Origin of the sequence: Nonomuraea sp. NPDC047529 (genome assembly GCF_040642995.1) — a bacterium.
GTDB lineage: Bacteria > Actinomycetota > Actinomycetes > Streptosporangiales > Streptosporangiaceae > Nonomuraea.
In genome coordinates this window covers 215,233-236,590 of sequence record NZ_JBEYTJ010000009.1, presented here as the reverse complement: position 1 = coordinate 236,590, position 21,358 = coordinate 215,233, and the positions used below count along the sequence as shown (strand labels likewise).

Annotated in this window: 24 protein-coding genes and 1 tRNA gene; 15 read left to right on the top strand and 10 right to left on the bottom strand. The window is 72.2% G+C overall.

Annotation, left to right across the window (positions count from 1 at the left end):
• Nucleotides 1–25 precede the first annotated feature (25 nt).
• Nucleotides 26–430 carry a DUF3224 domain-containing protein gene (locus ABZ815_RS17255; RefSeq protein WP_357698792.1) on the top strand — a complete coding sequence of 135 codons (405 nt, stop codon included), beginning with the start codon at nucleotides 26–28 and terminating at the stop codon, nucleotides 428–430.
• Nucleotides 431–460: 30 nt separating this feature from the next.
• Here ABZ815_RS17255 and ABZ815_RS17250 read toward each other — a convergent pair.
• A tRNA-Ala gene (locus ABZ815_RS17250) sits at nucleotides 461–533 on the bottom strand.
• Between the two features lie 94 nt (nucleotides 534–627).
• Here ABZ815_RS17250 and ABZ815_RS17245 point away from each other — a divergent pair.
• Nucleotides 628–1,293: a tRNA-dependent cyclodipeptide synthase gene (locus tag ABZ815_RS17245; protein WP_357698790.1), complete on the top strand. Its 666-nt coding sequence runs from the start codon at nucleotides 628–630 to the stop codon at nucleotides 1,291–1,293.
• Between the two features lie 13 nt (nucleotides 1,294–1,306).
• On the opposite strand, the gene ABZ815_RS17240 is transcribed toward ABZ815_RS17245, so the two are convergent.
• Both ABZ815_RS17240 and ABZ815_RS17235 read right to left on the bottom strand, forming a co-directional pair.
• Nucleotides 1,307–2,794, bottom strand: a complete 1,488-nt coding sequence (locus ABZ815_RS17240) for a von Willebrand factor type A domain-containing protein (RefSeq protein WP_357698787.1) — start codon at nucleotides 2,792–2,794, stop codon at nucleotides 1,307–1,309.
• 204 nt (nucleotides 2,795–2,998) lie between these two features.
• Nucleotides 2,999–4,018, bottom strand: a complete 1,020-nt coding sequence (locus tag ABZ815_RS17235; RefSeq protein WP_357698785.1) for a 3-oxoacyl-[acyl-carrier-protein] synthase III C-terminal domain-containing protein — start codon at nucleotides 4,016–4,018, stop codon at nucleotides 2,999–3,001.
• A gap of 70 nt (nucleotides 4,019–4,088) precedes the next feature.
• Here ABZ815_RS17235 and ABZ815_RS17230 point away from each other — a divergent pair, with 70 nt between their 5' ends.
• The gene (locus ABZ815_RS17230; RefSeq protein ID WP_357698783.1) at nucleotides 4,089–5,141 is read left to right on the top strand and encodes a helix-turn-helix domain-containing protein; all 1,053 of its coding nucleotides are present in this window, start codon (nucleotides 4,089–4,091) and stop codon (nucleotides 5,139–5,141) included.
• On the opposite strand, the gene ABZ815_RS17225 is transcribed toward ABZ815_RS17230, so the two are convergent.
• The 3 genes from ABZ815_RS17225 to ABZ815_RS17215 form a co-directional block, all read right to left on the bottom strand.
• Nucleotides 5,131–5,994 (bottom strand): pyridoxamine 5'-phosphate oxidase family protein, encoded by an 864-nt coding sequence (locus tag ABZ815_RS17225; protein WP_357698781.1) that lies wholly within the window; start codon nucleotides 5,992–5,994, stop codon nucleotides 5,131–5,133. The genes ABZ815_RS17230 and ABZ815_RS17225 overlap by 11 nt on opposite strands.
• A 1-nt stretch (nucleotide 5,995) precedes the next feature.
• The gene (locus ABZ815_RS17220) at nucleotides 5,996–6,439 is read right to left on the bottom strand and encodes a VOC family protein (RefSeq protein WP_357698778.1); all 444 of its coding nucleotides are present in this window, start codon (nucleotides 6,437–6,439) and stop codon (nucleotides 5,996–5,998) included.
• Between the two features lie 88 nt (nucleotides 6,440–6,527).
• The gene (locus ABZ815_RS17215) at nucleotides 6,528–7,103 is read right to left on the bottom strand and encodes an ABATE domain-containing protein (RefSeq protein WP_357698775.1); all 576 of its coding nucleotides are present in this window, start codon (nucleotides 7,101–7,103) and stop codon (nucleotides 6,528–6,530) included.
• Nucleotides 7,104–7,200: 97 nt separating this feature from the next.
• Between ABZ815_RS17215 and ABZ815_RS17210 the strand changes: the two genes are divergently transcribed.
• Nucleotides 7,201–7,830 carry a TetR family transcriptional regulator gene (locus ABZ815_RS17210; protein WP_357698774.1) on the top strand — a complete coding sequence of 210 codons (630 nt, stop codon included), beginning with the start codon at nucleotides 7,201–7,203 and terminating at the stop codon, nucleotides 7,828–7,830.
• Nucleotides 7,827–9,308 carry an FAD-dependent monooxygenase gene (locus ABZ815_RS17205; RefSeq protein WP_357698772.1) on the top strand — a complete coding sequence of 494 codons (1,482 nt, stop codon included), beginning with the start codon at nucleotides 7,827–7,829 and terminating at the stop codon, nucleotides 9,306–9,308. Before ABZ815_RS17210 ends, ABZ815_RS17205 begins: the two co-directional genes overlap by 4 nt.
• Here the strand turns inward: ABZ815_RS17205 and ABZ815_RS17200 are convergent.
• Nucleotides 9,267–9,878 carry a TetR family transcriptional regulator C-terminal domain-containing protein gene (locus ABZ815_RS17200; RefSeq protein ID WP_357698769.1) on the bottom strand — a complete coding sequence of 204 codons (612 nt, stop codon included), beginning with the start codon at nucleotides 9,876–9,878 and terminating at the stop codon, nucleotides 9,267–9,269. The two genes, ABZ815_RS17205 and ABZ815_RS17200, sit on opposite strands and share 42 nt — an antisense overlap.
• A gap of 38 nt (nucleotides 9,879–9,916) precedes the next feature.
• Between ABZ815_RS17200 and ABZ815_RS17195 the strand changes: the two genes are divergently transcribed.
• Nucleotides 9,917–10,366 carry a hypothetical protein gene (locus ABZ815_RS17195; RefSeq protein ID WP_357698766.1) on the top strand — a complete coding sequence of 150 codons (450 nt, stop codon included), beginning with the start codon at nucleotides 9,917–9,919 and terminating at the stop codon, nucleotides 10,364–10,366.
• 38 nt (nucleotides 10,367–10,404) lie between these two features.
• Nucleotides 10,405–11,169, top strand: coding sequence for a class II aldolase/adducin family protein (locus ABZ815_RS17190; RefSeq protein WP_357698764.1), 765 nt, complete (start codon nucleotides 10,405–10,407; stop codon nucleotides 11,167–11,169).
• A gap of 28 nt (nucleotides 11,170–11,197) precedes the next feature.
• On the opposite strand, the gene ABZ815_RS17185 is transcribed toward ABZ815_RS17190, so the two are convergent.
• Nucleotides 11,198–12,148 (bottom strand): DJ-1/PfpI family protein, encoded by a 951-nt coding sequence (locus ABZ815_RS17185; protein ID WP_357698762.1) that lies wholly within the window; start codon nucleotides 12,146–12,148, stop codon nucleotides 11,198–11,200.
• 71 nt (nucleotides 12,149–12,219) lie between these two features.
• Between ABZ815_RS17185 and ABZ815_RS17180 the strand changes: the two genes are divergently transcribed.
• Together ABZ815_RS17180 and ABZ815_RS17175 are read left to right on the top strand one after the other, a co-directional pair.
• Nucleotides 12,220–13,488 (top strand): MFS transporter, encoded by a 1,269-nt coding sequence (locus ABZ815_RS17180; RefSeq protein ID WP_357698759.1) that lies wholly within the window; start codon nucleotides 12,220–12,222, stop codon nucleotides 13,486–13,488.
• Nucleotides 13,488–14,153 (top strand): peptidyl-tRNA hydrolase, encoded by a 666-nt coding sequence (locus tag ABZ815_RS17175; protein WP_357698756.1) that lies wholly within the window; start codon nucleotides 13,488–13,490, stop codon nucleotides 14,151–14,153. The genes ABZ815_RS17180 and ABZ815_RS17175 overlap by 1 nt, the downstream gene beginning before the upstream one ends.
• Here the strand turns inward: ABZ815_RS17175 and ABZ815_RS17170 are convergent.
• Both ABZ815_RS17170 and ABZ815_RS17165 read right to left on the bottom strand, forming a co-directional pair.
• Nucleotides 14,143–15,108 (bottom strand): DUF3616 domain-containing protein, encoded by a 966-nt coding sequence (locus tag ABZ815_RS17170; RefSeq protein ID WP_357698754.1) that lies wholly within the window; start codon nucleotides 15,106–15,108, stop codon nucleotides 14,143–14,145. The two genes, ABZ815_RS17175 and ABZ815_RS17170, sit on opposite strands and share 11 nt — an antisense overlap.
• Nucleotides 15,109–15,289: 181 nt before the next feature.
• The gene (locus ABZ815_RS17165) at nucleotides 15,290–15,496 is read right to left on the bottom strand and encodes a hypothetical protein (RefSeq protein WP_357698751.1); all 207 of its coding nucleotides are present in this window, start codon (nucleotides 15,494–15,496) and stop codon (nucleotides 15,290–15,292) included.
• Between the two features lie 40 nt (nucleotides 15,497–15,536).
• Here ABZ815_RS17165 and ABZ815_RS17160 point away from each other — a divergent pair, with 40 nt between their 5' ends.
• The 6 genes from ABZ815_RS17160 to ABZ815_RS17135 all read left to right on the top strand — a co-directional run bounded on the left by ABZ815_RS17160 (nucleotide 15,537) and on the right by ABZ815_RS17135 (nucleotide 21,320).
• Complete coding sequence (locus ABZ815_RS17160) at nucleotides 15,537–16,061, top strand: hypothetical protein (protein WP_357698748.1); 525 nt, start codon at nucleotides 15,537–15,539, stop codon at nucleotides 16,059–16,061.
• Nucleotides 16,062–16,098: 37 nt separating this feature from the next.
• The gene (ftsH, locus tag ABZ815_RS17155) at nucleotides 16,099–18,018 is read left to right on the top strand and encodes an ATP-dependent zinc metalloprotease FtsH (RefSeq protein WP_357698746.1); all 1,920 of its coding nucleotides are present in this window, start codon (nucleotides 16,099–16,101) and stop codon (nucleotides 18,016–18,018) included.
• Between the two features lie 99 nt (nucleotides 18,019–18,117).
• Nucleotides 18,118–18,708: a DUF937 domain-containing protein gene (locus ABZ815_RS17150; RefSeq protein ID WP_357698743.1), complete on the top strand. Its 591-nt coding sequence runs from the start codon at nucleotides 18,118–18,120 to the stop codon at nucleotides 18,706–18,708.
• A gap of 28 nt (nucleotides 18,709–18,736) precedes the next feature.
• Nucleotides 18,737–19,318: a nucleoside triphosphate pyrophosphatase gene (locus tag ABZ815_RS17145; RefSeq protein WP_357698741.1), complete on the top strand. Its 582-nt coding sequence runs from the start codon at nucleotides 18,737–18,739 to the stop codon at nucleotides 19,316–19,318.
• A gap of 10 nt (nucleotides 19,319–19,328) precedes the next feature.
• On the top strand, nucleotides 19,329–20,105 hold the full coding sequence (locus ABZ815_RS17140; RefSeq protein WP_357698738.1) for an EI24 domain-containing protein: 777 nt from the start codon (nucleotides 19,329–19,331) through the stop codon (nucleotides 20,103–20,105).
• A gap of 111 nt (nucleotides 20,106–20,216) precedes the next feature.
• The gene (locus ABZ815_RS17135) at nucleotides 20,217–21,320 is read left to right on the top strand and encodes a DUF4192 domain-containing protein (protein ID WP_357698735.1); all 1,104 of its coding nucleotides are present in this window, start codon (nucleotides 20,217–20,219) and stop codon (nucleotides 21,318–21,320) included.
• Nucleotides 21,321–21,358: the final 38 nt, after the last annotated feature.

Below are 21,358 nucleotides of genomic sequence, written 5' to 3'. Positions count from 1 at the left end.
CAGGTATGACCGGCACGATGGCCCCATGACCGCAAAGGGAACCTTCGACACCGCCGGCTGGGACGCCAAGCCGTCCTTCGACGACCGCGACGGCGTCACGCTCGGCCTCGTCAGCATGACCAAGACCTTCCACGGCGACCTGACCGGGACGAGCGTCGTCCACCTGATGGTGACCTCGACCCCGGTCGAGGACTCGCGCGCGTACGTGGCGCTCGAACGCGTCGAGGGCACCCTGGAGGGCCGGAAGGGCAGTTTCGTCGTGGCGCACCAGGCGATGAGCGACCGTGGGGAGCAGTCGCTCACCGTCACGGTCGTCCCCGACTCGGGCACCGGCGAACTGACCGGCCTCAGGGGAGGGATGACCATCACCATCGCCCCGGACGGCTCGCATTCCTACACGATGGACTACGAGTTGCGGGCGGAAGAATGACCCGGGACGAACGCCCGGGCGGATGAGGAGTGGAGCTATGGGGATTCGAACCCCAGACCTCCTCCATGCCATGGAGGCGCGCTACCAACTGCGCCATAGCCCCTTGCTGCGATCACAAGTGTATAGGACTTCGGGACCGGCGAAACACATGCGCGTACCAGGCATACGCACAGTCAAATCTTGCTACTCTCCGTGCCATGTCCAGCGTGCAGGCCGTCCCGTTGACCGCGCGGTGCGCGAAGATCCTCGCCGCTCGTGAGCATGCCGTCGTCGAGGTCAGCGCGTTCGACGGGTTCTTCACCCTTCGGGCCATCCGCAGCCTGCTGGAGTGGGCGACCCGCACGTTCACCGGCGTCCACGTGCTCGTGCCGGGCGTCGAGCTGGCCGGCACGCTGGTCGCGCGCGGGGTGCCGTCCGGGGCGGCGCTGATCAAGGCGCGGTCGGCGGCCAACAACACGCGCAACCGGGTGATCCGGGTGCTCGAAGGCATGGGCGCGGCCAACGCCACCGTCTTCGACTGCGGCGAGCTGACCGGCAACCGCGCCTACCGGCGGTCCCGGCGGGAGCTGGAACGGCTGGCCGCCAAGGACGCGTCGTTCCGCGAGCGGTGCGTGGCTGCGGTGCTGCCGGTCGTCGGCGGCCAGGAGCTCACCCCCGAGCAGGCCGCGAACGCGCTGCCCTTCCTGCTGGCCTGGCTGCCGCTGGTGATGAACAGCCCGGCGATCCTGCGCACGGGCTCGTCGGTGTTCTGCCATCCGGAGCCCAGGCCGATGGTGGGGGAGCTCTACGCGGGCGCGCTGCCCGTCTCGCGCTCGCCCCACCAGGGCTTCGTGTCCTCTCGGCTGGCCCCCGACCCCGCCTGATCCCGCCGGGTGGTCAGCCGACCGAGCCGGCCTTGTCGATCAGGGTGACCAGCTCGGTGACCATCGGGTCCTCCGACGCCTGTGCCAGGCGCCCGGCGTGCTCGCGCAGGGTCGGCAGGTCCAGGCCGAACGCCTTCCTGTCCCGCAGGTAGACCGCGAAGGCGGCGACCACCACGTCCACCTGCAGCCTGACCGGCGTCTTGGTCCAGACGGAGTCGTTCAGGTCGTCGGCGCGCAGCGACTTGCCGGCCTCGGCGGCCTCGCGGGTGTCGGGGTCCTGCCAGCGCACCGTCGCCTGGGCGAGCTGGCCCCGGGCGCCCGGCTTGAGGCGGAGGGCGTACAGGGCGGTGACCGAGTGGCCGGGGCCGATCTCGCCGCCGTCGCGGCTGTCGTCACGGAACTCCTCGGCCGACAACGCGCGGTTCTCGTACCCGATGAGCTGGTAGGTCTCCACGACCGAGGGGTTGAAGACGACCTGCGCCTTGGCGTCGCGCGCGCGTACCTCGATGTTGGCCGGGAGCTGGGTGGTGAAGACCTTGTCGGCCTCCTGCTCGGAGTCCACGTAGACGGCCATGCCGTCGCCGTTGTCGGCGAGCTGCTCCATCAGCTCGTCGCCGTAGTCGCGGCCGACGCCGACGGTGAGCAGCGTGACCTGCTTGCCCGCGTACTCCTTGACCTGCTCCACGATGGTCCGCCACTCGGTCTCACCCTGGTTCGCCAGGCCGTCGGAGAGCAGGATGACCCGGTTCGTGGCGGCGGGCCGGAACGCCTGGGACGCCTCCCGGTACCCGGTCAGGACGCCGCTCTGCAGGTTCGTGCCGCCGGCGGTGTCCAGCTCGTCCACCGCCGCGTGGAGCTGGCTCCGGGCGGTGAGCGGCGTCATGGAGGCCAGCACCTCCGCCTCGTCGCTGAAGGCCACCAGCGACACCTGGTCGCCGGGCGCGAGCTGGTCGAGCAGCTTGTGCAGGGACGACTTGACCAGGTCGAGGCGGCCGGTCTCGGCCATCGAGCCGGAGACGTCGACCACGAACGTGAGGTTGGCCGGGCGGCGCGCGGCGGCGTCGGACGCGCGGGTCTGCAGGCCCACGCGGAGCACGGCCTCGTCGCGGCCGGGCAGCCGCGCGCCGTCCACGTGCACGGCGAAGCCGTCGTCGGTGGGCTGCGCGTAGTCCTGCCGGAAGGCGTTGACCCATTCCTCGGGGCGGATCTCGCCGGGCGCCGGCCAGCGTCCTTCCTGGAGCGTACGGCGGGCGTAGCCGTACGAGGCGGTGTCCACGTCCAGGGCGAAGGTGGAGATCTGCGCCTTGGTCGTGTCCTGCTCGGTTTCCTGGGCGCCGGTCGCGGACGCGCTCGGCGCGGGCCGACGCTGCGCGTCCGACAGCGGGGCCCGCGCCGCGCTGCCGGACGATCCGCCGGAGCCGCCGCACGCGGCGAGTCCGAGGAGCGCGGCCAGCCCGACGCTGATGGCTAAGGGACGAATGGCTAAGGGACGAAATCTCATCGCAACCACCTCCGCGTCCTATGACGGGGATTCGGGTGGCAGCGGCCGGGCCGGAGACGCAAGCGAGTACAAACCGCGATCGTCGCGTGATCATTTGTGACGAACAGGGATCAATGAGGTGGCAAGCGCGGGCGGTCGCGCCGGGCCAGGGGAGGCCGCCGTCGCCCGGTCGTTATCACCGGTGCAGCCGTCGCCCGGTCGCCATCACCAGTGCAGCAGGAGCAGCTCGGCGGAGAAGCCGGGACCCAGCGCGATCAGCACGGCGGGCCGCCCGGGATGGCCGCGCGTCTCCTGGAGCACGTGCAGCACCGAGACCGACGACAGGTTCCCGTACGTCCGCAGCGACCGCCAGGTCACGTCCAAAGCCTTGGGGTCGAGGTCGAGGCTGTCCACGATCTTCTCGATGACCTTGGGGCCGCCGGGGTGGCAGATCCACGTCGGCACCTGGTCGGGGGTCAGGCCGTAGTCGGCCAGGAAGCCCCTGATGTCGTCGGCCAGCACCTGGTCCACGAAGTCGGTGAGGTCGGCGTCGAGCACGATGTGGAAGCCGTGGTCGCCCACCTCCCATCCCATCAGGTGCTCGGTGTCGGGGTAGAGCCTGCTGCGGGTGGCGACCACCTCGGGGCCCTTGCCGCGTCCGGTGCCCACGACGGCCGCCGCGCCGTCCCCGAACAGGCCGCTGGCGATCAGGTTCGCAATCGAGGTGTCGTCGCGCTGGATGGTCAGCGAGCACAGCTCCACGCAGACCAGCACGGCGGCCTGGTCGGGCCAGCCGCGCAGGTAGTCGTACAGGCGCGACAGGCCCGAGGCCCCGGCCGCGCAGCCGAGGCCGAACACGGGCACCCGCTTGACGTCGCCGCGCAATCCGAGGCGCTGGGCCAGCCGGGCGTCCAGGGAGGGGGTGGCCAGGCCGGTGGTCGAGCAGAACAGCAGGTGGTCGACCTTCCCCGGCGGCACGTCGGCCTTTTCGAGGGCGCCCCTCACGGCCTGTTCGCCCAGGTCGAGGGCGATCTCGATGAACAGGGCGTTGGCCCGGGCGAAGGAGTCGAGCTTGGTGTAGCCGTCCAGCGGGAGCGCGAGGTTGCGGCCCACGACGCCGGTGGCCGCGTGGAAGTGCCGCAGCAGCTCCTCGTCGCAGTCCGTCAGACGGGAGAACGCTTCGGTGATCTCCGCCTGCTCGTAGCGGTGATCGGGGAAAACGGTCTCTACCCCCGAAATATGCATATATCACTCCTGCCGCAGGGAGGGGAGCGCTAACCTGCTGGCACCGGATATGGGCGGTTAATATGCGGATGTGCCGTTTCTGCCCTCCGTCCATCCGCTCCCGTCCCATCCGCTCCCGTCCCATCCGCTCCCGTCGCCCGCCCGTCTGCCCACGGTCGCCGTGCTGGCCTTCGACGGGATGGCGCCGTTCGAGCTCGGGTGCGTCGTGGAGTTCTTCGGGCTGCCCCGGCCCGAGCTGGACGTGCCCTGGTACGACCTCAAGGTGTGCGCCGAGACGCCCGAGCCGCTGCGCGTGGTCGGTGGGTTCACCATGCAGGCCGCGCACGGGCTCGACGTCCTGGCCGGGGCCGGGACGGTGATCGTGCCCGGCGTCGCCGACGTCCGGGGCGAGGTCTCCGGCGAGCTGGTCGAGGCGCTGCGTCTGGCCCACGGCCGGGGCGCCCGGATGGTCTCGATCTGCTCCGGCGCGTTCGCGCTGGCCGCCGCCGGCCTCCTGGACGGCCGCGAGGCCACCACCCACTGGCGCTACGCCGACCTGCTCCAGCGTCGCCACCCCGCCGTCCGCGTCAACCCCTCGGTCCTGTACGTGGACGACGGCGACGTGCTGACCAGCGCGGGCAGCGCGGCCGGCCTCGACCTGCTGGTCCACCTGGTACGCACCGACCACGGCCCGAACGTGGCCAACGCGGTCGCCCGCCGCCTGGTCGTCCCGCCGCACCGGGAGGGCGGTCAGGCCCAGTTCATCGAGGCCGCCGTCACGCCCGTCACGGACGACGGCGGCGTGGCCAGGGCGATGGGATGGGCGCTGGAACACCTGGCCGAGCCGATCGGCGTGGCGGACCTGGCCGGGGTGGCACACATGTCGCAACGCTCGTTCATCAGGCATTTCAAGCGGCAGACCGGGACCAGCCCGCTGCGGTGGGTGATCTCGCAGCGGGTGGCGGCGAGCCTGTCGATGCTGGAGTCGACGGCGGCGCCGGTGGAGGAGATCGGGGCGGCGGTCGGGTTCGAGAGCCCGGCGACGTTCCGGCACCACTTCACGCGGGCCATGCGCACCTCGCCCTCCGCCTACCGCCGCACCTTCGGCCCCTCACCTGGCAGGTCCGCCGCCGTCAGCGGATGACGGGGGGGTTGAAGCGGTGGAGGCCCGGCGCGGTCCACCCCGCGCCGACCGTGCCGTCCACCTCCGTGTACGCGGTCAGCTCGAACCGCACCGACCGCTGCTCCGCGCTCCAGTCCACCTCCGCCCGCCCGGTCAGGTGGAGGGTGCGGCCGCGCTCCCAGTCGACGAACAGCAGCCCGGCGGCCGGGTCCAGCTCCAGGTTGCCGAGCGTCATGTACATCGAGTTGCCGGTGTAGTCCGGGAACTCCAGCGATCCCGGCCCGGTGACCCGGACGAACCCCGGGTTGCCGCCTCGGTGCGAGACGTCGGCGCCCAGGCCCTCGGCGCGGGTGGCGATGAAGAACGTGTCGGCGGCGCCGATCCACTCGGCGTGGTGCGGCGCGAACGCCGTCCCGCCGCCGACGACCTCGGGGAGGCCCGGCGCGGCGGTGGGCTCGCGGGTCTGGATGTACTTGGGGCAGTTGGAGTACACCTGCTCCGTCCAGATCACCAGGCCGTCCCCTGCCTGTACGGCGGTGCCGTTCACGCGCATCCGACGCCGGGTGTGCGGCTCGATGGCCAGCAGCCCGATGTCGCGTTCCGCCGTGAACAGGTCCCGCAGGGGCGCCGAGGGCAGGGCCCGGACGGTGATCGTGCGGTCGTCGTCGGCGTCGGCGAACCCGGGCGGGCCGGTCAGCACGTCGGCCCACACCCGGCCGAGGTCGTCGGCCGCGCCCGCCACCAGCAGGTGCTGGGCCCGCAGGAACGCGGCGGCCACCTCGGGGATCTCCGGACGGGTGCGCGAGCTGCCGAAAGCGCCCGGCGTCCGCACCCCGGCCCGCGCCTGGACGGCGATCTCCCCTGGATGTCTCATTTTAGAAGAATCCGCAGGTCGGGGCGCCGGCAGTGGGGGCGGGACGGTCACCGGCGGCGCCGGGTGCGGAGATCTCCAGCCGGATGCCGTCGGGGTCCTCGAAGAACACGCCGCCTGAGGTGGCGCCTTCGCCGTGGGGGACCACGCCGCCGTGGTGCAGCGTCGCGCCGATCTCCCGCACGACCTGCTCGGCCCTGCGCACCGCGGCGAGGTCCTCGACCTGGAAGGACAGGTGGTGCAGGCCGGGCAGGGCGGTGGGGAAGCGGCCGTCGCTCTGCTGCCAGAGCGTCACCACGAGCTTGCCGTCCTGGGCGAGGAGGGCGTAGCGGCGGCCGTCCTCCTGGGACTCGCTCGCGACGGTGAAGCCGAAGACGCGGCCGTAGAACTCCTTGGACCTGTCGAGGTCGGTGACATTGAGCCCGACGTGCCCGGTCTGGAATGACATACGACTCTCCTCGTCTAACGCTTGCGCGGCTGTCTTGCCGTTAGAAAACAATATAACGGCAAAACCGGCTCAGTGGCGTTAGATGAGGCTATTTCTTGTGCTCCCGGTAGTGGCGGGCCGCCCGCGCGCGGTTGCCGCAGGCCGGCGAGCACCACTCCTGGCGCGCGTGCTCCTTGACGAAATAGAGCACGCAGCGCGGAGCTCCGCAGGTGCGCAGCAGGGTGTGGTCGGGCCCGGCCAGGAACTCGACGGCCGCGACGGCCAGCCGCCCCCGCAGGCGCGTGGACGGGTTCGCCTTCACGGCCGGGACCAGGGTCAGCGACGGCTCGCCGGTCCACGACAGCTGCGGAGCGGTGGGGGCGGCCAGGGCGGTCGCGTTCACCAGGGCCAGCGACTCGGCGAAGCCGGGCAGGCGGCCGGCGTCCGCGACGCTCGGCGGGTCGGGGGCGATCGCCCTGGCCAGGAGTGCCCTGACGGCCTGGCGCAGCCGTACGGTCTGCTCGCGCAGCTCCTCCGTGGCGGTGAAGTCGGGCGGGACGCCCAGGTCGGCCGCGTGCTCGCGGACCCATTCGGTCATCGCGCCGGCGTCGCGCAGCCGGTCGACGGGGCCCGAGCGGTCGGCCCTGACCGTACCGGCGAACTCCATGGTCAGGATGGTGGACATGCCTCCAATCTAACGCCGGCCAGCACGTTTTTCCGTTAGCAAAAAAATGCTGATCCGGAAAGATTGCGTACTGCGCAAAAGTGCGTATTCTGAAAGAGTGAGCGGACTGAGGGAACGGAAGAAGCAGGCGACCCGCGAGGCGCTGATGGACGCGGCGCTCCGGCTGGCGTTGGAGCGCGGGCTGGAGAACGTCCGGGTGGAGGACGTCGCCGACCTGGTCGGCGTGTCGCCGCGCACGTTCAACAACTACTTCTCCAGCAAGTACGAGGCCCTCGCCGCCCGCCACACCGACCGCGTCCGGCGGACGGTGGCCGTGCTGCGCGCCCGTCCGGCGGCCGAGCCGCTGTGGGAGGCGCTGGTCGCGGCGGTCGCCGCGCCGTGGGAGCAGGCCATGGCCAGCCCCGCGCCGCCCGACGCCGACCGGCTGGCCCTCACCCGCCTGCTGGCCGGCGAGCCCGCGCTGCGCGCCGAGGCGCTCAAGGCCCAGTTCGCGGCCGACGGCGAGCTGGCCGCGGCCGTGGCCGAGCGCACGGGCGCCGACGCGGGCCGCGACCTCTACCCGCACCTGGTGGCGGCCACGGTGAGCGCCGCCGTGCAGGTCGCCGTCGGCCACTGGCTGCGCTCCGATCCGCCCGTCCCGCTGGTGCCGCTGCTGCGCGAGGCCCTGGGCTGCCTGGCCGCCGGACTGCCCGCCCCCTGCCCCTCGCCCGAAGGAGAGACCTCGTGACCCGACAAGAGCTCACGACCGTCGACGTCGTCGTCGCCGGCGGCGGCCCCAACGGCCTGATGCTGGCCTGCGAGCTCGGCCTGGCCGGAGTGCGGTCCGTCGTGCTCGAACGCCTGCCCGTCCGCAGCGACCAGCCCAAGGCCAACGGCATCATCGGCCAGGTCGTCGGCCTGCTGCACCAGCGCGGCCTCACCACGGCGCCCGCGCCCGTGCCCGCGTTCGTCTTCGGCGCCATGCCGCTCCACCTGGCCGGGCTCGACGGCAATCCGCTGCGCGCCCTCGGCGTCCGGCAGCCCGAGCTGGAGGAGCTGTTCGAACGGCGGGCCGTCGAGCTGGGCACGGAGATCCGGCGCGGCCACGAGCTGACCGGTTTCGAGCAGGACGGCGAGGGCGTCACGCTCTCGGTGTCGGGCCCCGAAGGCCCCTACGAGCTGCGTACGCGCTACCTGGTGGGCTGCGACGGCGCCCACAGCCTGGTCAGGAAGCGGTCCGGCATCGGCTTCCCAGGGGTGCGCGCGGCCGACGTCGTCAGCCGTACGGCCCACGTCACCGTGCCGGGAGCGGTCGTGAGCCCCGGCACGGTCGAGATGGACGTGCCCGGCCACGGCACGTTCGTGCTCTACACCTGGCACCGGACCGAGCGCGGCGCGTACGCGATGTTGCCCGCGGGGCCGGGCGTGCTCTCGGTCACCTCGATGGAGTGGGGCGGCGAGATCCCCGGCGACGACGAGCCGATGACCGTCGGCGAGCTGCGTGCGAGCCTGGCCCGCGTGCTCGGGGCCGACCTCCCGCTCGGCCCGCCCACCGGCGAGGGCCCCCACCTGCTCAGGCGCCTGAACGGCCGCGAGACCCGGGTGGCCGACCGCTACCGGGCGGGCCGCGTCTTCGTGGCGGGCGACGCCGCCCACGTGCACTCCGCCATGGGCGCTCCCGGGCTCAACCTCGGCCTCCAGGACGCCGCCAACCTGGCCTGGAAGCTGGCCGCCGAGCTCCAGGGCTGGGCGCCGGCCGGGCTGCTCGACACCTACGACACCGAGCGCAGGCCCGCCGCCGAGCGGGTGGCCATGCACTCCAGCGCCCAGCTCGCCCTGGCCGCGCCGGGCCCGGACGTGACGGCCCTGCGCGAGCTGTTCGCCGAGCTGCTGGGCGACGACGCCAACCGGCGGCGCTTCGCCGCGCTCCTGGCGGGCTCCGACCTGCCCTACCCGACGCCCGGCGACGGGCATCCGCTGGCCGGCCGGTTCCTGGCCGACCTGCCGCCGGAGCCCGCCTCCCGGGCCCGGCCGCTGCTGCTCGACCGCACCGGCGAGCTGCGCGTACGCCACGAGCGGGTCGAGACGGTCACCGTGCCGTCGTGCCCGGCAGAGGCCGTGCTGGTGCGCCCCGACGGCTACGTGGCCTGGGCCGGCACGCCGGACGAGACGCTGACGCGGGCGCTAGAGACGTGGTTCGGCAAGGGTGTCGAGGTGACGGCGTAGGCAGCGGCGCATCAGCGCGGGCGTCATCCGCTCGGGGTGCAGCACGCCCTCGACCGTGAGCCCGTCGATCAGCGCGCACAGCCGTTCGGTCTCCACCTCGACGTCGCCCAGGCCGCCGTGCGCGGCGATGCCCTCGACGATGCGGCCGACCAGCCGGCGCATGCCGTCGTACGCCTCGCGGGCCAGGGGACGCAGCTCGGGCCGGGTGCGCGCGGCCGTCGTGAAGGCCAGCCAGACGGCCGCCTCCTCCAGGCGCGGCTCGTCCAGCGGCAGCAGCTCCGACAACATCAGCTCGACCCGCTCGGCCCGCTCCTCGCCGTCCTGCGCGGCGAGCAGCGGGCCGACGCGTTCCTCCAGGCGCGCGCCGACCCGCTCGATCGAGGCACGCATCGCGAAGGTCATCAGCTCGGTGTGCCCGGCGAAGTAGTGGCGCACCGAGCCGATGGCCAGCCCGGCCTCCTCCGCCACGTTGCGCAGCGACGCCTGCTCGAACCCGGCGCGGCGCACGACCCGGAACACGGCGTCGGCCACCTCGTCGCGGCGGGCCTCGGGATCGACGACTTTCGGCATGTTGTTCTTTATAGCACGCCCCTGCTACTTTATTTAGCATGGACGTGCTACTAATCGCCGCGCTCGTCGTCTACGCCGTCGCCAGGCGCATGATCGGCCAGCCGCTCATCGCCAAGGACGTGTACGCGCCGCCGGTCATCCTCATCGGCATCGGCCTCCACGGCCTGCTCGACGTGCACCCGACCGTTCTCGACGTCACGTGGCTGGCGGTCACCGCCCTGATCGGCGTGGCCTTCGGCGCACTCAGGGCGGCCACCACGCAGGTGTTCCCCAAGGACGGCGTGCTCTGGCAGCGCTACACCTGGAAGACGCTGGTCGTGTGGGCCGTGACGTTCGCGATCAGCTTCGGCGTGGGCGCGCTGGCGCTGGCCGCCGGCATGCACGAGGAGGTCAGGTCGATCCCGCTGTCGATCGGCGTCGGCCTGCTCGGCGAGGCCCTGGTGATCCTGGCCAGATCGCGGACGGCGGGCGTGCCGTTCAGGCGCTAGTCTGCGGTCAGAACAACATTCTGTGCACGAGGAGAGCCATGCCGGACAACCTCATCTTCCGCCTGCCGCCGACGTTCGAGACGATCGAGGAGGAGCGGCGGCACCGCAAGGAGCGGCTCGCGGCGGCGCTGCGCATCTTCGGCAGGTTCGGGTTCGAGGAGGGCGTGGCCGGGCACATCACCGCCCGCGACCCCGAGCTGAGCGACCACTTCTGGGTCAACCCGTTCGGCATGTCGTTCAAGCACGTCAGGGTCAGCGACCTCATCCTCGTCAACCACGAGGGCCAGGTCGTCGAGGGCCGCTACCACGTCAACGAGGCCGCCTTCGCCATCCACTCCCAGGTGCACCAGGCCCGTCCCGGCGTGGTCGCGGCCGCCCACAGCCACTCCATCCACGGCCGCGCCCTGTCGGCGCTCGGCCAGACCATCGAGCCCATCACCCAGGACGCCTGCGCCTTCTACCAGGACAACGCGCTGTTCGACGACTACACGGGCGTCGTCACCGACCTGGAGGAGGGCAAGCGCATCGCCGCCACCCTGGGCGGCAACAAGGCCCTCGTGCTGCGCAACCACGGCCTGCTGACCGTCGGCGACACGGTGGACGCGGCCGCCTGGTGGTTCATCACCATGGAACGCTCGGCGCAGGTGCAGCTCCTCGCCAAGGCCGCCGGGCAGGTCGTGCCCATCGAGCCCGACAACGCCGCCCTCACCCACCAGCAGATCGGCAACGACCTGGTCGGCTGGATCAACTACCAGCCGCTGCACGACCAGATCGTGCGCGAGCAGCCCGACCTGTTCGAGTAGGCCGTCCCGCGCCTTCCCGGCGAGCGGCTCAGGAGCGGCGGAAGGTGTGCCGGTAGGTCAGCGGCGCGACGCCGACGGCCGCGTGCAGGTGCTGGCGGAGCGAGACCGCCGTGCCGAAGCCGGAGCGCCTGGCCACGTCCTCCACGCCGAGGTCGGTGGTCTCCAGCAGGCGCCTGGCGTGGCCGACGCGGTGGCCGGTCAGCCATTTGGCCGGGCTCATCCCGGTCTCCTCGCGAAAGCGCCTGGTGAAGGTGCGCACGCTCATCCTGGCGTGGCCGGCCAGCGCGTTGAGATCGAGCGGGGCGTCGAGGTGGGCCAGCATCCAGTCGCGGGTCGCGGCGGTGCCGCCGGCGTCGTCGTGCGGCAGGGGACGCTCGATGTACTGCGCCTGGCCGCCGTCCCGCCAGGGGGGCATCACGCAGCGGCGGGCGGTCCGGTTGGCCACCTCGGCGCCGTGGTCGCGCTTGATCACGTACAGGCACAGGTCGAGGCCCGCCGCGACGCCGGCCGAGGTCAGCACGTCGCCGTCGTCCACGAACAGCACGTCGGGGTCCAGCTTGACCAGCGGGAACAGGGTGGCGAACCGGGCCGCCTCGCGCCAGTGCGTGGTGGCCGGGCGGCCGTCCAGCAGGCCCGCCGCCGCCAGGACGAACGCGCCCGTGCAGATCGACATGACGCGCGGGCGGTCCTGAAGGGCCGCGCGCAAGGTGGCGGTGATCGTGCCGTCCTTCATCGCCCGGCCCCCGTGGATGCCAGGGACCAGCACCGTGTCGGCCGTGTCGAGCACGTCGAGGTCGTGGTCGGGCAGCACGGTGTAGCCGGCCGTGCAGCGGACCGGCTCGCGGTCGGGGGAGCAGGTCACGACCTCGTAGAGCTTCTCGCCGTCCGGCGTCTCGGCCGACTGGAAGACCTGGCCGGGCACGCCGAGGTCGAGCGGGGCGAAGTTGTTCAGCACGACGACCGCGACTCGGTGGGCCATGGCCTGATTCTTGCACATATTGGCTTTCGGGCCACTCGCGCCACTGAATGGCTGTAAATCAGGATTGGCGCATGACGTTGAGCACCACCCCCACCCCCACGCGGACCCCCAGGATCCACCGCGCCTGGTGGGTCGCGGCCGTGGCCTTCGTGGCCATCCTCGGCGCGGCCGGCTTCCGCGCCACCCCCGGCGTGCTGATCACCCCGCTGCACGACGAGTTCGGCTGGAGCACGGGCACGATCTCGCTCGCCGTGTCGATCAACCTGGTGCTCTACGGGATGACCGCCCCCTTCGCCGCCGCGCTGATGGACCGCTTCGGCATGCGCCGCGTGGTGTCGCTGGCGCTGCTGCTGGTCGCGGTCGGCAGCGGGCTCACCGTGATCATGACGGCGAGCTGGCACCTGCTGCTGTTCTGGGGCGTGTTCATCGGGCTCGGCACCGGGTCGATGGCGCTGGTGTTCGCCGCCACGGTGACCGACCGCTGGTTCGTCCGGCACCGGGGGCTCGTCACCGGCATCCTGACCGCGGCGGGCGCGACGGGGCAGCTGATCTTCCTGCCGGTGCTGGCCCAGCTCGCCGAGGGGCCAGGCTGGCGGGCCGCGTCCCTGACGGTGGCCGCCGCCGCGCTGGCGGTGGTGCCGTTCGTCTGGTGGCTGCTGCGCGACCACCCCGAGGAGGTGGGCACGACGGCTCTCGGCGCCGAGGCGGACGCCGTACGGACGAGGCCGGCCGCCGGGAACGCGGCGGCGCGGGCGCTGACGGTGCTGCGCTCGGCCGCGCGCACGCGCGCCTTCTGGTTCCTCGCCGGCGGCTTCGCGATCTGCGGCATGAGCACGAACGGCCTGGTCGGCACCCACTTCATCCCCGCCGCGCACGACCACGGCATGGCCGAGCCGGTCGCCGCCGGGCTGCTCGCGATCATCGGCGTCTTCGACATCGTCGGGACGGTCGCCTCCGGCTGGCTCAGCGACAAGATCGACCCCAAGCTGCTGCTCGGCGTCTACTACGGCCTGCGCGGCCTGTCCCTGATGCTGCTGCCCGGCCTGTTCGCGGCCACCACCGAGCCCAGCATGCTGATCTTCATCGTGTTCTACGGCCTGGACTGGGTGGCCACCGTGCCCCCCACCGTCGCCCTGTGCCGCCGGATCTACGGCCAGGACGGCGCCGTCGTGTTCGGCTGGGTGTTCGCCTCGCACCAGGTGGGCGCCGCGATCGCCGCCGTGGGCGCGGGCCTGACCCGCGACCGGCTCGGCGCCTACGACCTGGCCTGGTACGCCGCCGGCGCCCTCTGCCTCCTGGCCGCGGGAATGTCCCTGGCCATCCGGCATGCTAGACGGTGATGAACGAGACCGAACTGATGGTCCTCCCCCTCGTGGTCAGGATCGAGAGGGCCGCTCCCCCCGAGCGCACCGACGCGCTGGAGGCCGCCGCCATGGCCGTGCTGAGCCTGCTGGACGCCCCGGGGGAGTGGGCCGCCGAGCTGCACGCCTGGCAGTCCACCGGCAAGATCCGCAAGGTGGTGCGCCGCGCCAGGGGCGCCGAGTGGCGCAGGGCCGCCGCGCTGCCCGGCCGCACGATCGAGCACCGCACGGCGGAGGTGCGGGTGCACCCGCCCATCCCGCTCGACGCCTGGCCCAAGGATCTGGCCCGGCTTCAGGTGGGCGGCACCGAGCTGAGTGACACGGCCGAGCCCGGCGAACCGTCCGGCCCGCCGGTCCTGTGGGAGAACCCCAGGCTGACCATGTCGGCGGGCAAGGCCATGGCCCAGGCCGGGCACGCCGCGCAGCTCGCCTGGTGGGCCAGCGACGAGGCCGAGCGGGCCGCCTGGCGGGCGGACGGCCTGGCGGTCTCCGTGCGCGCCGCGCCGGACCGGGACGACTTCGACGCCAAGGTGGCCGCCGGGCTGCCCGTGGTGCGCGACGCCGGGTTCACCGAGATCGAGCCGGGGTCGTGCACGTTCGTCGCCGAGGCGCCCTGGCTCCTCGGGCGGGTCGCTAGATCGTGAAGATGTCGGCCAGCACGCCGCCCGCCGGGGTGATCCGGGCGGGCGACGGGCTGTCGTAGACGACCATGAGCCGGCCGTCGGGCAGCACGGCCAGCCCTTCCGGGTGGTCGTCGCCGACGCCGTAGGGCAGCTCCAGGACGGTCTCCAGGTCGTGTGCGTGCACGAGCCCGCCGCCCTGCCGTTCCCGCCAGCGCACGACCCGAACGGGGCCGTCCAGGCTCATGGTGGGGCCGGTGAGCAGCAGCAGGTCGCCGCCGTGCGGGCACATGTCCCGCACGCCCAGCCCGCCGAGGTCGAGGAAGTGCTTGCGGTACGGCCCGTCGAGCCGTAACCGGCCGCCGCCGTCGTCCACGGGCCGGATCTCCAGCACCACCGCCCAGCCGCGCAGCACCGGCCCGCGCAGCCCCAGGTAGACCCGCTCGCCCACGACCGCGATGCCCTCGATGTCGAGCCCGTTGTCCTTGCCCGGCAGCGCCAGGAACGGCGCCAGATGGCGGTCGTCGGCCAGCATGGCGGCGACGTTGCGTCCGCCGGACAGGATCGCGCCGGGCAGCGGCCGTTCGCCGGTCTCGTCGAGCGGCAGGCGGACCAGGATGAACCGGTTCTCCTCGCGGACGACCGTGCCCAGCCTTCTGATCGACTTCTCCGGCTCGCCCCGCTTGGCCTTGCGGCGTTTGAGGCTGTGCGAGCCGACCGCCCACAGGTGGCCGTCGGCCCTGGCCAGGCCCTCGATGTCGGCCTCGTCGAAGCGCCCGGCCGGCAGCTCGACGTAGTCGGCCAGGGCGAACGAGCGCTCGTCGCCGAAGTGGTCGCCGGTCCAGGTGAGCCGTTCGACGGTGGCGGTCTCGTCGCCGGCCACCCACAGGCCCGTCGGCTCCCACCTGACCGCCGAGAGGTTCGTGTGCGTCTGGGCGAACCGGGAGTCCTCGCCGAACCGCAGCTCCACCTGTTCCACCCCGCCATGATTGCACTTCGGTCGCTTCACACACGCAATGGCGGGATATGTCGTACGCTCCCGTCGTGCTCCATGGGGAAGATGAGACCGAGGGTTCACGAGTGAGAACCACAGACCGCCCTGCGACCCCCGTTTCACCGCCCAGGCGCTCCCGCATCGGCGATGTCCGGATGCGGTCGATCTATCGGGGGCTCGCCGTCGTGGCGGCCGTGGCGCTCGGCGCCACGGTGATCGTCCTGGCGCTCCCGTCCGGGCCGGACGAGGTCGTGGCGGGGCCGGTAACCGCGCCGCCGGCCGCACCCGCCTCGTCCGCTCCGGCCCCAACGTCGTCGGCCACCCCCACGCCGACGTCGTCCCCCACTTCCTCGCCCCCCGTCCCGACCCCCACACCGTCGCCGGGCTCCTCCCTCGCGCCCGGTTACACCGCCATGCAGGCCCTGTACGCCGACCCGCGCGTGCCCCGGCTGACCGGCCGCGTCAAGCGCATGGCTCTGCCCCGGCCGGCCAAGAGCGTGGTGAAGGACAGGCGCACCGGTCTGGCCGTGCCCCGGCTGGGCAAGCCGTGGAAGACGCACGGCGCGGCGCCGTTCACCAGCAAGCAGGTGCTGCCGGCGGCGCGCGGCGGCAAGCTGCGCGGCATGCTCGTGACCTGCCCGCTGCCGATCATGGAGCAGAGGTCACCGCGCGACACGGCGCTCCTGGCCGCCCGCTGGACGCTCAACCACCACCCCAGGGGCTCCAAGATCAGCTGGCTCGCCTCGCAACGGGTTAAAACCGGATGGATGCTCGTATATCGCGTCAAATACGGCAAACATTCGTCAAGGGCGGCCGTCGTAGTCATGGACGGGGGAATGAGCAAGCCAGGACTTGCGTTCGTCACAGTGCCTGACTCGCAGAGAAAGCGTTGGCGTGATATTGGCCGCGTGGTCTCGGGAGTGCGTGTTCTAGGCTAGAAAGATCATGTATGCGGCGATGTGGGGGAGTGACGCCGTGGAACGCTCTGGACCGCCGCAGGCACCGAACAAGGGCAAGGTCAAGCCGCCCTGGCGCTCGGAGGGCCTGCCCGGTTCGCCTGGCGGGCGGCCCAAGATCAACTGGTGGCGATTCGTCGTCACCCTGCTCGTGGTGTACGCGGGCTTCTTCGTCGTGTCGTCCTTCGTGGACAGCAACTCGGTCGAGACGATCTCGTACACCGAGTTCACCAAGCAGGTCGACGCCAAGAACGTCAAGGACATCTACGCCCAGGGGCTGTCGGTCGAGGGCGACCTGAGGAGCTCGGCCAAGAACCCCGAGAGCAGCGAGTCCTACACCAAGTTCCAGACCGAGATCCCCGCCTTCGCCAACACCGACCAGCTCGACCAGCAGCTCAAGTCGGCCCAGGTGGAGACCACCTCCAAGCCGCTGACCCGGGGCTTCTTCTCCAACCTGCTGCTGTCGCTGCTGCCCGTGCTGCTGCTGGCCGGCCTGTGGATCTGGGTCATGCGCCGCGGCGCGAGCATGATGGGCGGTGGCCTGAGCGGGCTCGGCAAGTCCAAGGCCGCCAAGCCGGTCGAGGCCGGCAAGGTGCGCGTCACGTTCGACGACGTCGCCGGCATCGACGAGGTGGAGAACGAGCTCGTCGAGGTCGTCGACTACCTGAAGGACCCCGGCAAGTACCGCAGGCTGGGCGCCAAGCTGCCCAAGGGCGTGCTGCTGGCCGGCCCTCCCGGCACCGGCAAGACGCTGCTGGCCAGGGCCGTGGCGGGCGAGGCGAAGGTGCCGTACTTCTCGGCCAGCGCCTCCGAGTTCATCGAGATGATCGTCGGCGTGGGCGCCTCGCGCGTCCGCGACCTGTTCGAGGAGGCCCGCAAGGTCGCTCCCTCGATCGTGTTCATCGACGAGATCGACGCCATCGGACGGGCCCGCGGCGGCGCGGGCGGCATCGGCGGCCACGACGAGCGCGAGCAGACGCTGAACCAGATCCTCACCGAGATGGACGGCTTCTCCGGCGCCGAAGGCGTGATCGTCATCGGGGCCACCAACCGGCCCGAGATCCTCGACCCGGCGCTGCTGCGTCCCGGGCGCTTCGACCGTACGGTGCAGGTGGGCCTGCCCGACGCGGCCGGACGTACGGCGATCCTGGAGGTGCACTCGCGCGGCGTGCCGCTCGACGGCGAGGTCAGCCTCGACCGCATCGCCAAGACCACCCCCGGCATGACCGGCGCCGACCTGGCCAACCTGGTCAACGAGGGCGCACTCCTCGCCGCCAAGCGCGGCAAGGAGAAGGTCGACATGTCCGACTTTGCGGACGCGCTGGAGAAGCTTCAGCTCGGCGCGGCCCGCAGCATCGTGATGCCGGAGGAGGAGCGCACCCGCACCGCCTTCCACGAGGCCGGACACGCCCTGCTCGGCATGCTCCAGCCCGGCGCCGACCCGGTCAGGAAGATCTCGATCATCCCGCGCGGCCGGGCGCTCGGCGTCACGCTGTCCACCCCCGACACCGACCGCTACGCCTACGACGAGCAGTACCTGCGCGGCCGCATCACCGGCGCGCTCGGCGGCATGGCGGCCGAGCAGGTGGTCTACGGCGTCATCACCACCGGCGCCGAGAACGACCTCGAACAGGTCACCATGATCGCGCGCGGCATGGTGGGCCGATGGGGCATGTCGGAGAAGGTCGGCCCGCTGACCATCCTGCCCAACGACGGCTCCGCGCCGCAGGCGTCGCCGGCCACCCTCGCCACGGTGGACGAGGAGGCGCGGCGCATCGTGGACGAGTGCTACGAACGCGCCGTCCAGGTGCTCACCGAGAACCGGGAACGGCTCGACGGCATCGTCGCGGCCCTGCTCGAACACGAGACGCTCGACGAGGTGAGCGCGTACGCCGCCGCCGGTCTGGCCAGCGGCAGCAAGCAGCCCGCCCTCGACTGAACCCCGGGAAACCCACCTTTCCCGAGACTTAGGGGAACCCCGGCCTTGGCTCGATCACGGCCGGGGAACGTCTCCCGCGACTCAGATCGGGGGACCGTCTTGACACTGAATGACGAGCTTCTCGCCCAGCTCGGCGACTCAGGGGTGGACCAGATCGCCGGGATGCTCGGCACCGACACGGCCACGGCGCGCAAGGTCGTCGAGGCCGTGGCCGGCACGGTCCTCGGCGGCATGGCCCGCAACGCCGAACACCCCGACGGCGCGGAGGCCCTGCGCGGCGCCCTCGAAGACCACGTCGACACCGACCCCTTCAACGGCGACGTGGCCTCGCTGACCCGCGACGGCCACAGCATCCTCGGCCACGTCCTCGGCGGCCAGGGCACCGAACGGGCCGCCGCCGGGCTCTCGCAACTGGCCTGCGTCAGCTCCGGCACCATCATGAGACTGCTTCCCCTCGTCGCCCCCATGGTCATGTCCCTGCTGGCCAACCGCGCCGCCAAGGCGAACATGGACGCCTCCGCCCTCGCCGCCGAACTGCGCCAGGAGCACGCCTCGCTGCCCGGCGGCCTCGGCCACCTGCTCGACGGCCTGCTCAGCGGCATCTTCGGCGGCGCCGTCCCGGCCCAGGGCGGCCCGTACGACCCGGCCGACCGGCAGCCCGCCAGAGGGACCCCCAACCACGACTGGTGACCGCGCGGGCCTTCGGTAAGCTGGGACGGTGATCGTTCTGGCCTCTGCCTCTCCCACCCGCCTCACCGTGCTGCGCAACGCCGGCCTCGACCCCAAGGTCATCGTCTCCGGCGTCGACGAGGACGCCTACACCGCGCACTCGCCGGCGGCGCTCAGCCTCGTCCTGGCCAGGGCCAAGGCGGAGGCGGTCGCGAGCGGGCTGGAGGAGGGTCTGGTCATCGGCTGCGACTCGATCCTCGAACTCGACGGCCGTCCCTACGGCAAGCCGGGCACCGCCGAGGAGGCCGTCGAGCGGTGGCGCATCATGCGCGGGCGCACCGGCCGCCTGGTGACCGGCCACTGCGTGATCGACGTGCCGGCGGGGCGGCAGGCCGCCCAGGTGGCCAGCACCGTGGTGCGCTTCGGCCAGCCCTCCGAGGACGAGATCGCCGCCTACGTCGCCACCGGCGAGCCGCTCGGCCTGGCCGGCGGGTTCAGCATCGAGGGGCGCGGCGGCTGGTTCGTCGAGGGCATCGAGGGCGACCACGGCAACGTGCTCGGGGTGTCCCTGCCGCTGCTGCGCGAGCTGTTCGACGAACTGGGTTACGCGGTCACGTCGTTCTGGCGCTAGCCTGCCGGGCATGCGATCTCTGCGCGACTTCGCGGCCGGTGTCGGCTTCTTCTTCCAGGGTCTCGGATGGGTGTCGCGGCACGGCCGGTGGTGGCTGTTCGGGCTGATCCCGGCGGTGATCGCGTTCGCCGTCTACGTGGTGGCGCTGATCCTGCTCGGCACCCACGCCCGCGACCTGGCCGAGTTCTTCACCCCGTTCGCCGACTCGTGGAGCTGGGTCGACCTGTTCCGCACGCTGGTGGGCATCGCGATCTTCCTCGGCGGGCTGGCGCTGGCGGTGCTGACGTTCGCGGCGCTGACGCTGGCGATCGGAGAGCCGTTCTACGAACGGCTCTCGGCCGAGGCCGATCCGCTGCCCGGGGCGGTGGAGCAGCCGTGGTGGCGTACGCTGCCCCGTTCGATCCGGGACAGCCTGATCACCCTGTTCTACGTGCTGCTCCTCACCGTGCCGCTGTTCTTCCTGGGGTTCGTGCCGGTGATCGGCCAGACGGTGGTGCCCGTGGTGGGGGCCTTCGTCTCCGGGTTCTTCCTGACGGTCGAGCTCACCACGCTGGCCCTCGAACGCCGGGGGGTGTCCAGGAAGGAACGCTTCGCGCTGCTGCGCCGGAACATGGCGACCACGCTGGGGTTCGGGGTGGTCGGCTTCCTGCTGTTCCTGGTGCCGCTGGTGGCGGTCGTGATGATGCCGGCGGCGGTGGCGGGCGCCGCGCTCCTCGTACGCGCCCGCATCGCCCCCACCCCACCCCCCACCCCAGCCCCAACCCCCCTGACCCCACCGTCCCCCTGACCCCGACGACGCCCCACCCGGTTTTCCACAGGGCGGGTGGCGGGGCGCTTCTCGTCCACAGAACGGCGCTCGGGCGTTCTCGGGTCGGGCCTTCCCGGCACCCTGGCGCTCATGACGACCAACGCCCCGGCCCCCTGCCTCACCCTGACCAGCCCGGCCGACATCCTGGCCGCAGTCCCCTACCTGGTCGGCTTCCACCCCCATGACAGCCTGGTCGTGATCGGCCTCCACCACGGCCAGGCCAAGGTGGCCGCGAGGTGGAGCCTCCCGTTCCCCCGGGGCACCCTCGCCCCCCTCACCGAGCTCTTCGCCCGCGAAGGCATCACCAAGATGGTCGTCGTCGGCTACGGCGGAGGCGAGACGGTGACCCCGGCCGTCGACGAGGCCAGGCTCGTGGCCGCCGCGTCGGAGATCCACGTGGGCGACGCGATCCGCGCCCATGAAGGGCGCTACTGGTCCTACGTCTGCGAGCTTCCCCGTTGCTGCCCGCCCGAGGGCACCCCCTACGACCCGACCACCAGCCAGATCGCCGCCGAGGCGACGGTGCGCGGCATGGTCGCCCTTCCCGACCGCCGCAGCTTGGAACGCACGATCGCCCCGGCAACGGGCCCGGTCCGCATGGCGATGCGCCGGGCCACCGCGGCCGCCGTGGCCGAGGTGCGAGCCCGCCTGACAGCAGCCCCCGACCTGGACACCTTCGCCCGGAGCTACGTCGCCGACGCGCTCACCGAAGTCCGCGCGAGCCTGACCGCCCACTCCGCCAGCGTCCGCCTCGACGACGTCGAAGCCGCCCGGCTGGGCCTGGCCCTGAGCGTGATCAGAGTCCGCGACGAAGCCTGGACCACGATGCGGGACGCCCACCTGCCCCTGTGGAAAGACCTCACGCGCCGCCTGGAGCCCCGCTTCGTCCCACCGGCCGCCTCCCTGCTGGCCATGGCCGCCTGGCGCACGGGCGACAACATCCTCGCCACCATCGCCCTCGAACGCGCGCTCACCACCGACCCCCACTACTCGATGGCCAACCTCCTGATGCACGCCCTGCAGAGCCTGCTCTCACCCGCCATCGTCCGAGACCGCCTCCCCACCCCCGCCGAGCTCGACACCGCCATGGGCCCGGCCAACGGCGGCTGGCTGGTCCCCATGCTCGGCCTGCTCGACGACGACCCGTCCCCGCACGGGCCCGTCCGGCACCGGGGGCCGGGTGGGAGCGCATGAAGAAAGGGCGCCGGTCACATCGACCAGCGCCCTTTCCA

Excerpts from the sequence above, each read along its gene's own strand:
- ABZ815_RS17225 (WP_357698781.1), bottom strand. The coding sequence starts at position 5,994 with ATGAGACATCCAGGGGAGATCGCCGTCCAGGCGCGGGCCGGGGTGCGG.
- ABZ815_RS17160 (WP_357698748.1), top strand. The coding sequence starts at position 15,537 with ATGCAGGCCCTGTACGCCGACCCGCGCGTGCCCCGGCTGACCGGCCGC.
- ABZ815_RS17185 (WP_357698762.1), bottom strand. The coding sequence starts at position 12,148 with ATGGCCCACCGAGTCGCGGTCGTCGTGCTGAACAACTTCGCCCCGCTC.
- ABZ815_RS17200 (WP_357698769.1), bottom strand. The coding sequence starts at position 9,878 with ATGCCGAAAGTCGTCGATCCCGAGGCCCGCCGCGACGAGGTGGCCGAC.
- ABZ815_RS17220 (WP_357698778.1), bottom strand. The coding sequence starts at position 6,439 with ATGTCATTCCAGACCGGGCACGTCGGGCTCAATGTCACCGACCTCGAC.
- ABZ815_RS17255 (WP_357698792.1), top strand. The coding sequence starts at position 26 with ATGACCGCAAAGGGAACCTTCGACACCGCCGGCTGGGACGCCAAGCCG.
- ABZ815_RS17240 (WP_357698787.1), bottom strand. The coding sequence starts at position 2,794 with ATGAGATTTCGTCCCTTAGCCATTCGTCCCTTAGCCATCAGCGTCGGG.
- ABZ815_RS17215 (WP_357698775.1), bottom strand. The coding sequence starts at position 7,103 with ATGTCCACCATCCTGACCATGGAGTTCGCCGGTACGGTCAGGGCCGAC.
- ABZ815_RS17245 (WP_357698790.1), top strand. The coding sequence starts at position 628 with ATGTCCAGCGTGCAGGCCGTCCCGTTGACCGCGCGGTGCGCGAAGATC.
- ABZ815_RS17180 (WP_357698759.1), top strand. The coding sequence starts at position 12,220 with ATGACGTTGAGCACCACCCCCACCCCCACGCGGACCCCCAGGATCCAC.
- ABZ815_RS17235 (WP_357698785.1), bottom strand. The coding sequence starts at position 4,018 with ATGCATATTTCGGGGGTAGAGACCGTTTTCCCCGATCACCGCTACGAG.
- ABZ815_RS17175 (WP_357698756.1), top strand. The coding sequence starts at position 13,488 with ATGAACGAGACCGAACTGATGGTCCTCCCCCTCGTGGTCAGGATCGAG.
- ABZ815_RS17140 (WP_357698738.1), top strand. The coding sequence starts at position 19,329 with ATGCGATCTCTGCGCGACTTCGCGGCCGGTGTCGGCTTCTTCTTCCAG.
- ABZ815_RS17135 (WP_357698735.1), top strand. The coding sequence starts at position 20,217 with ATGACGACCAACGCCCCGGCCCCCTGCCTCACCCTGACCAGCCCGGCC.
- ABZ815_RS17195 (WP_357698766.1), top strand. The coding sequence starts at position 9,917 with ATGGACGTGCTACTAATCGCCGCGCTCGTCGTCTACGCCGTCGCCAGG.
- ABZ815_RS17190 (WP_357698764.1), top strand. The coding sequence starts at position 10,405 with ATGCCGGACAACCTCATCTTCCGCCTGCCGCCGACGTTCGAGACGATC.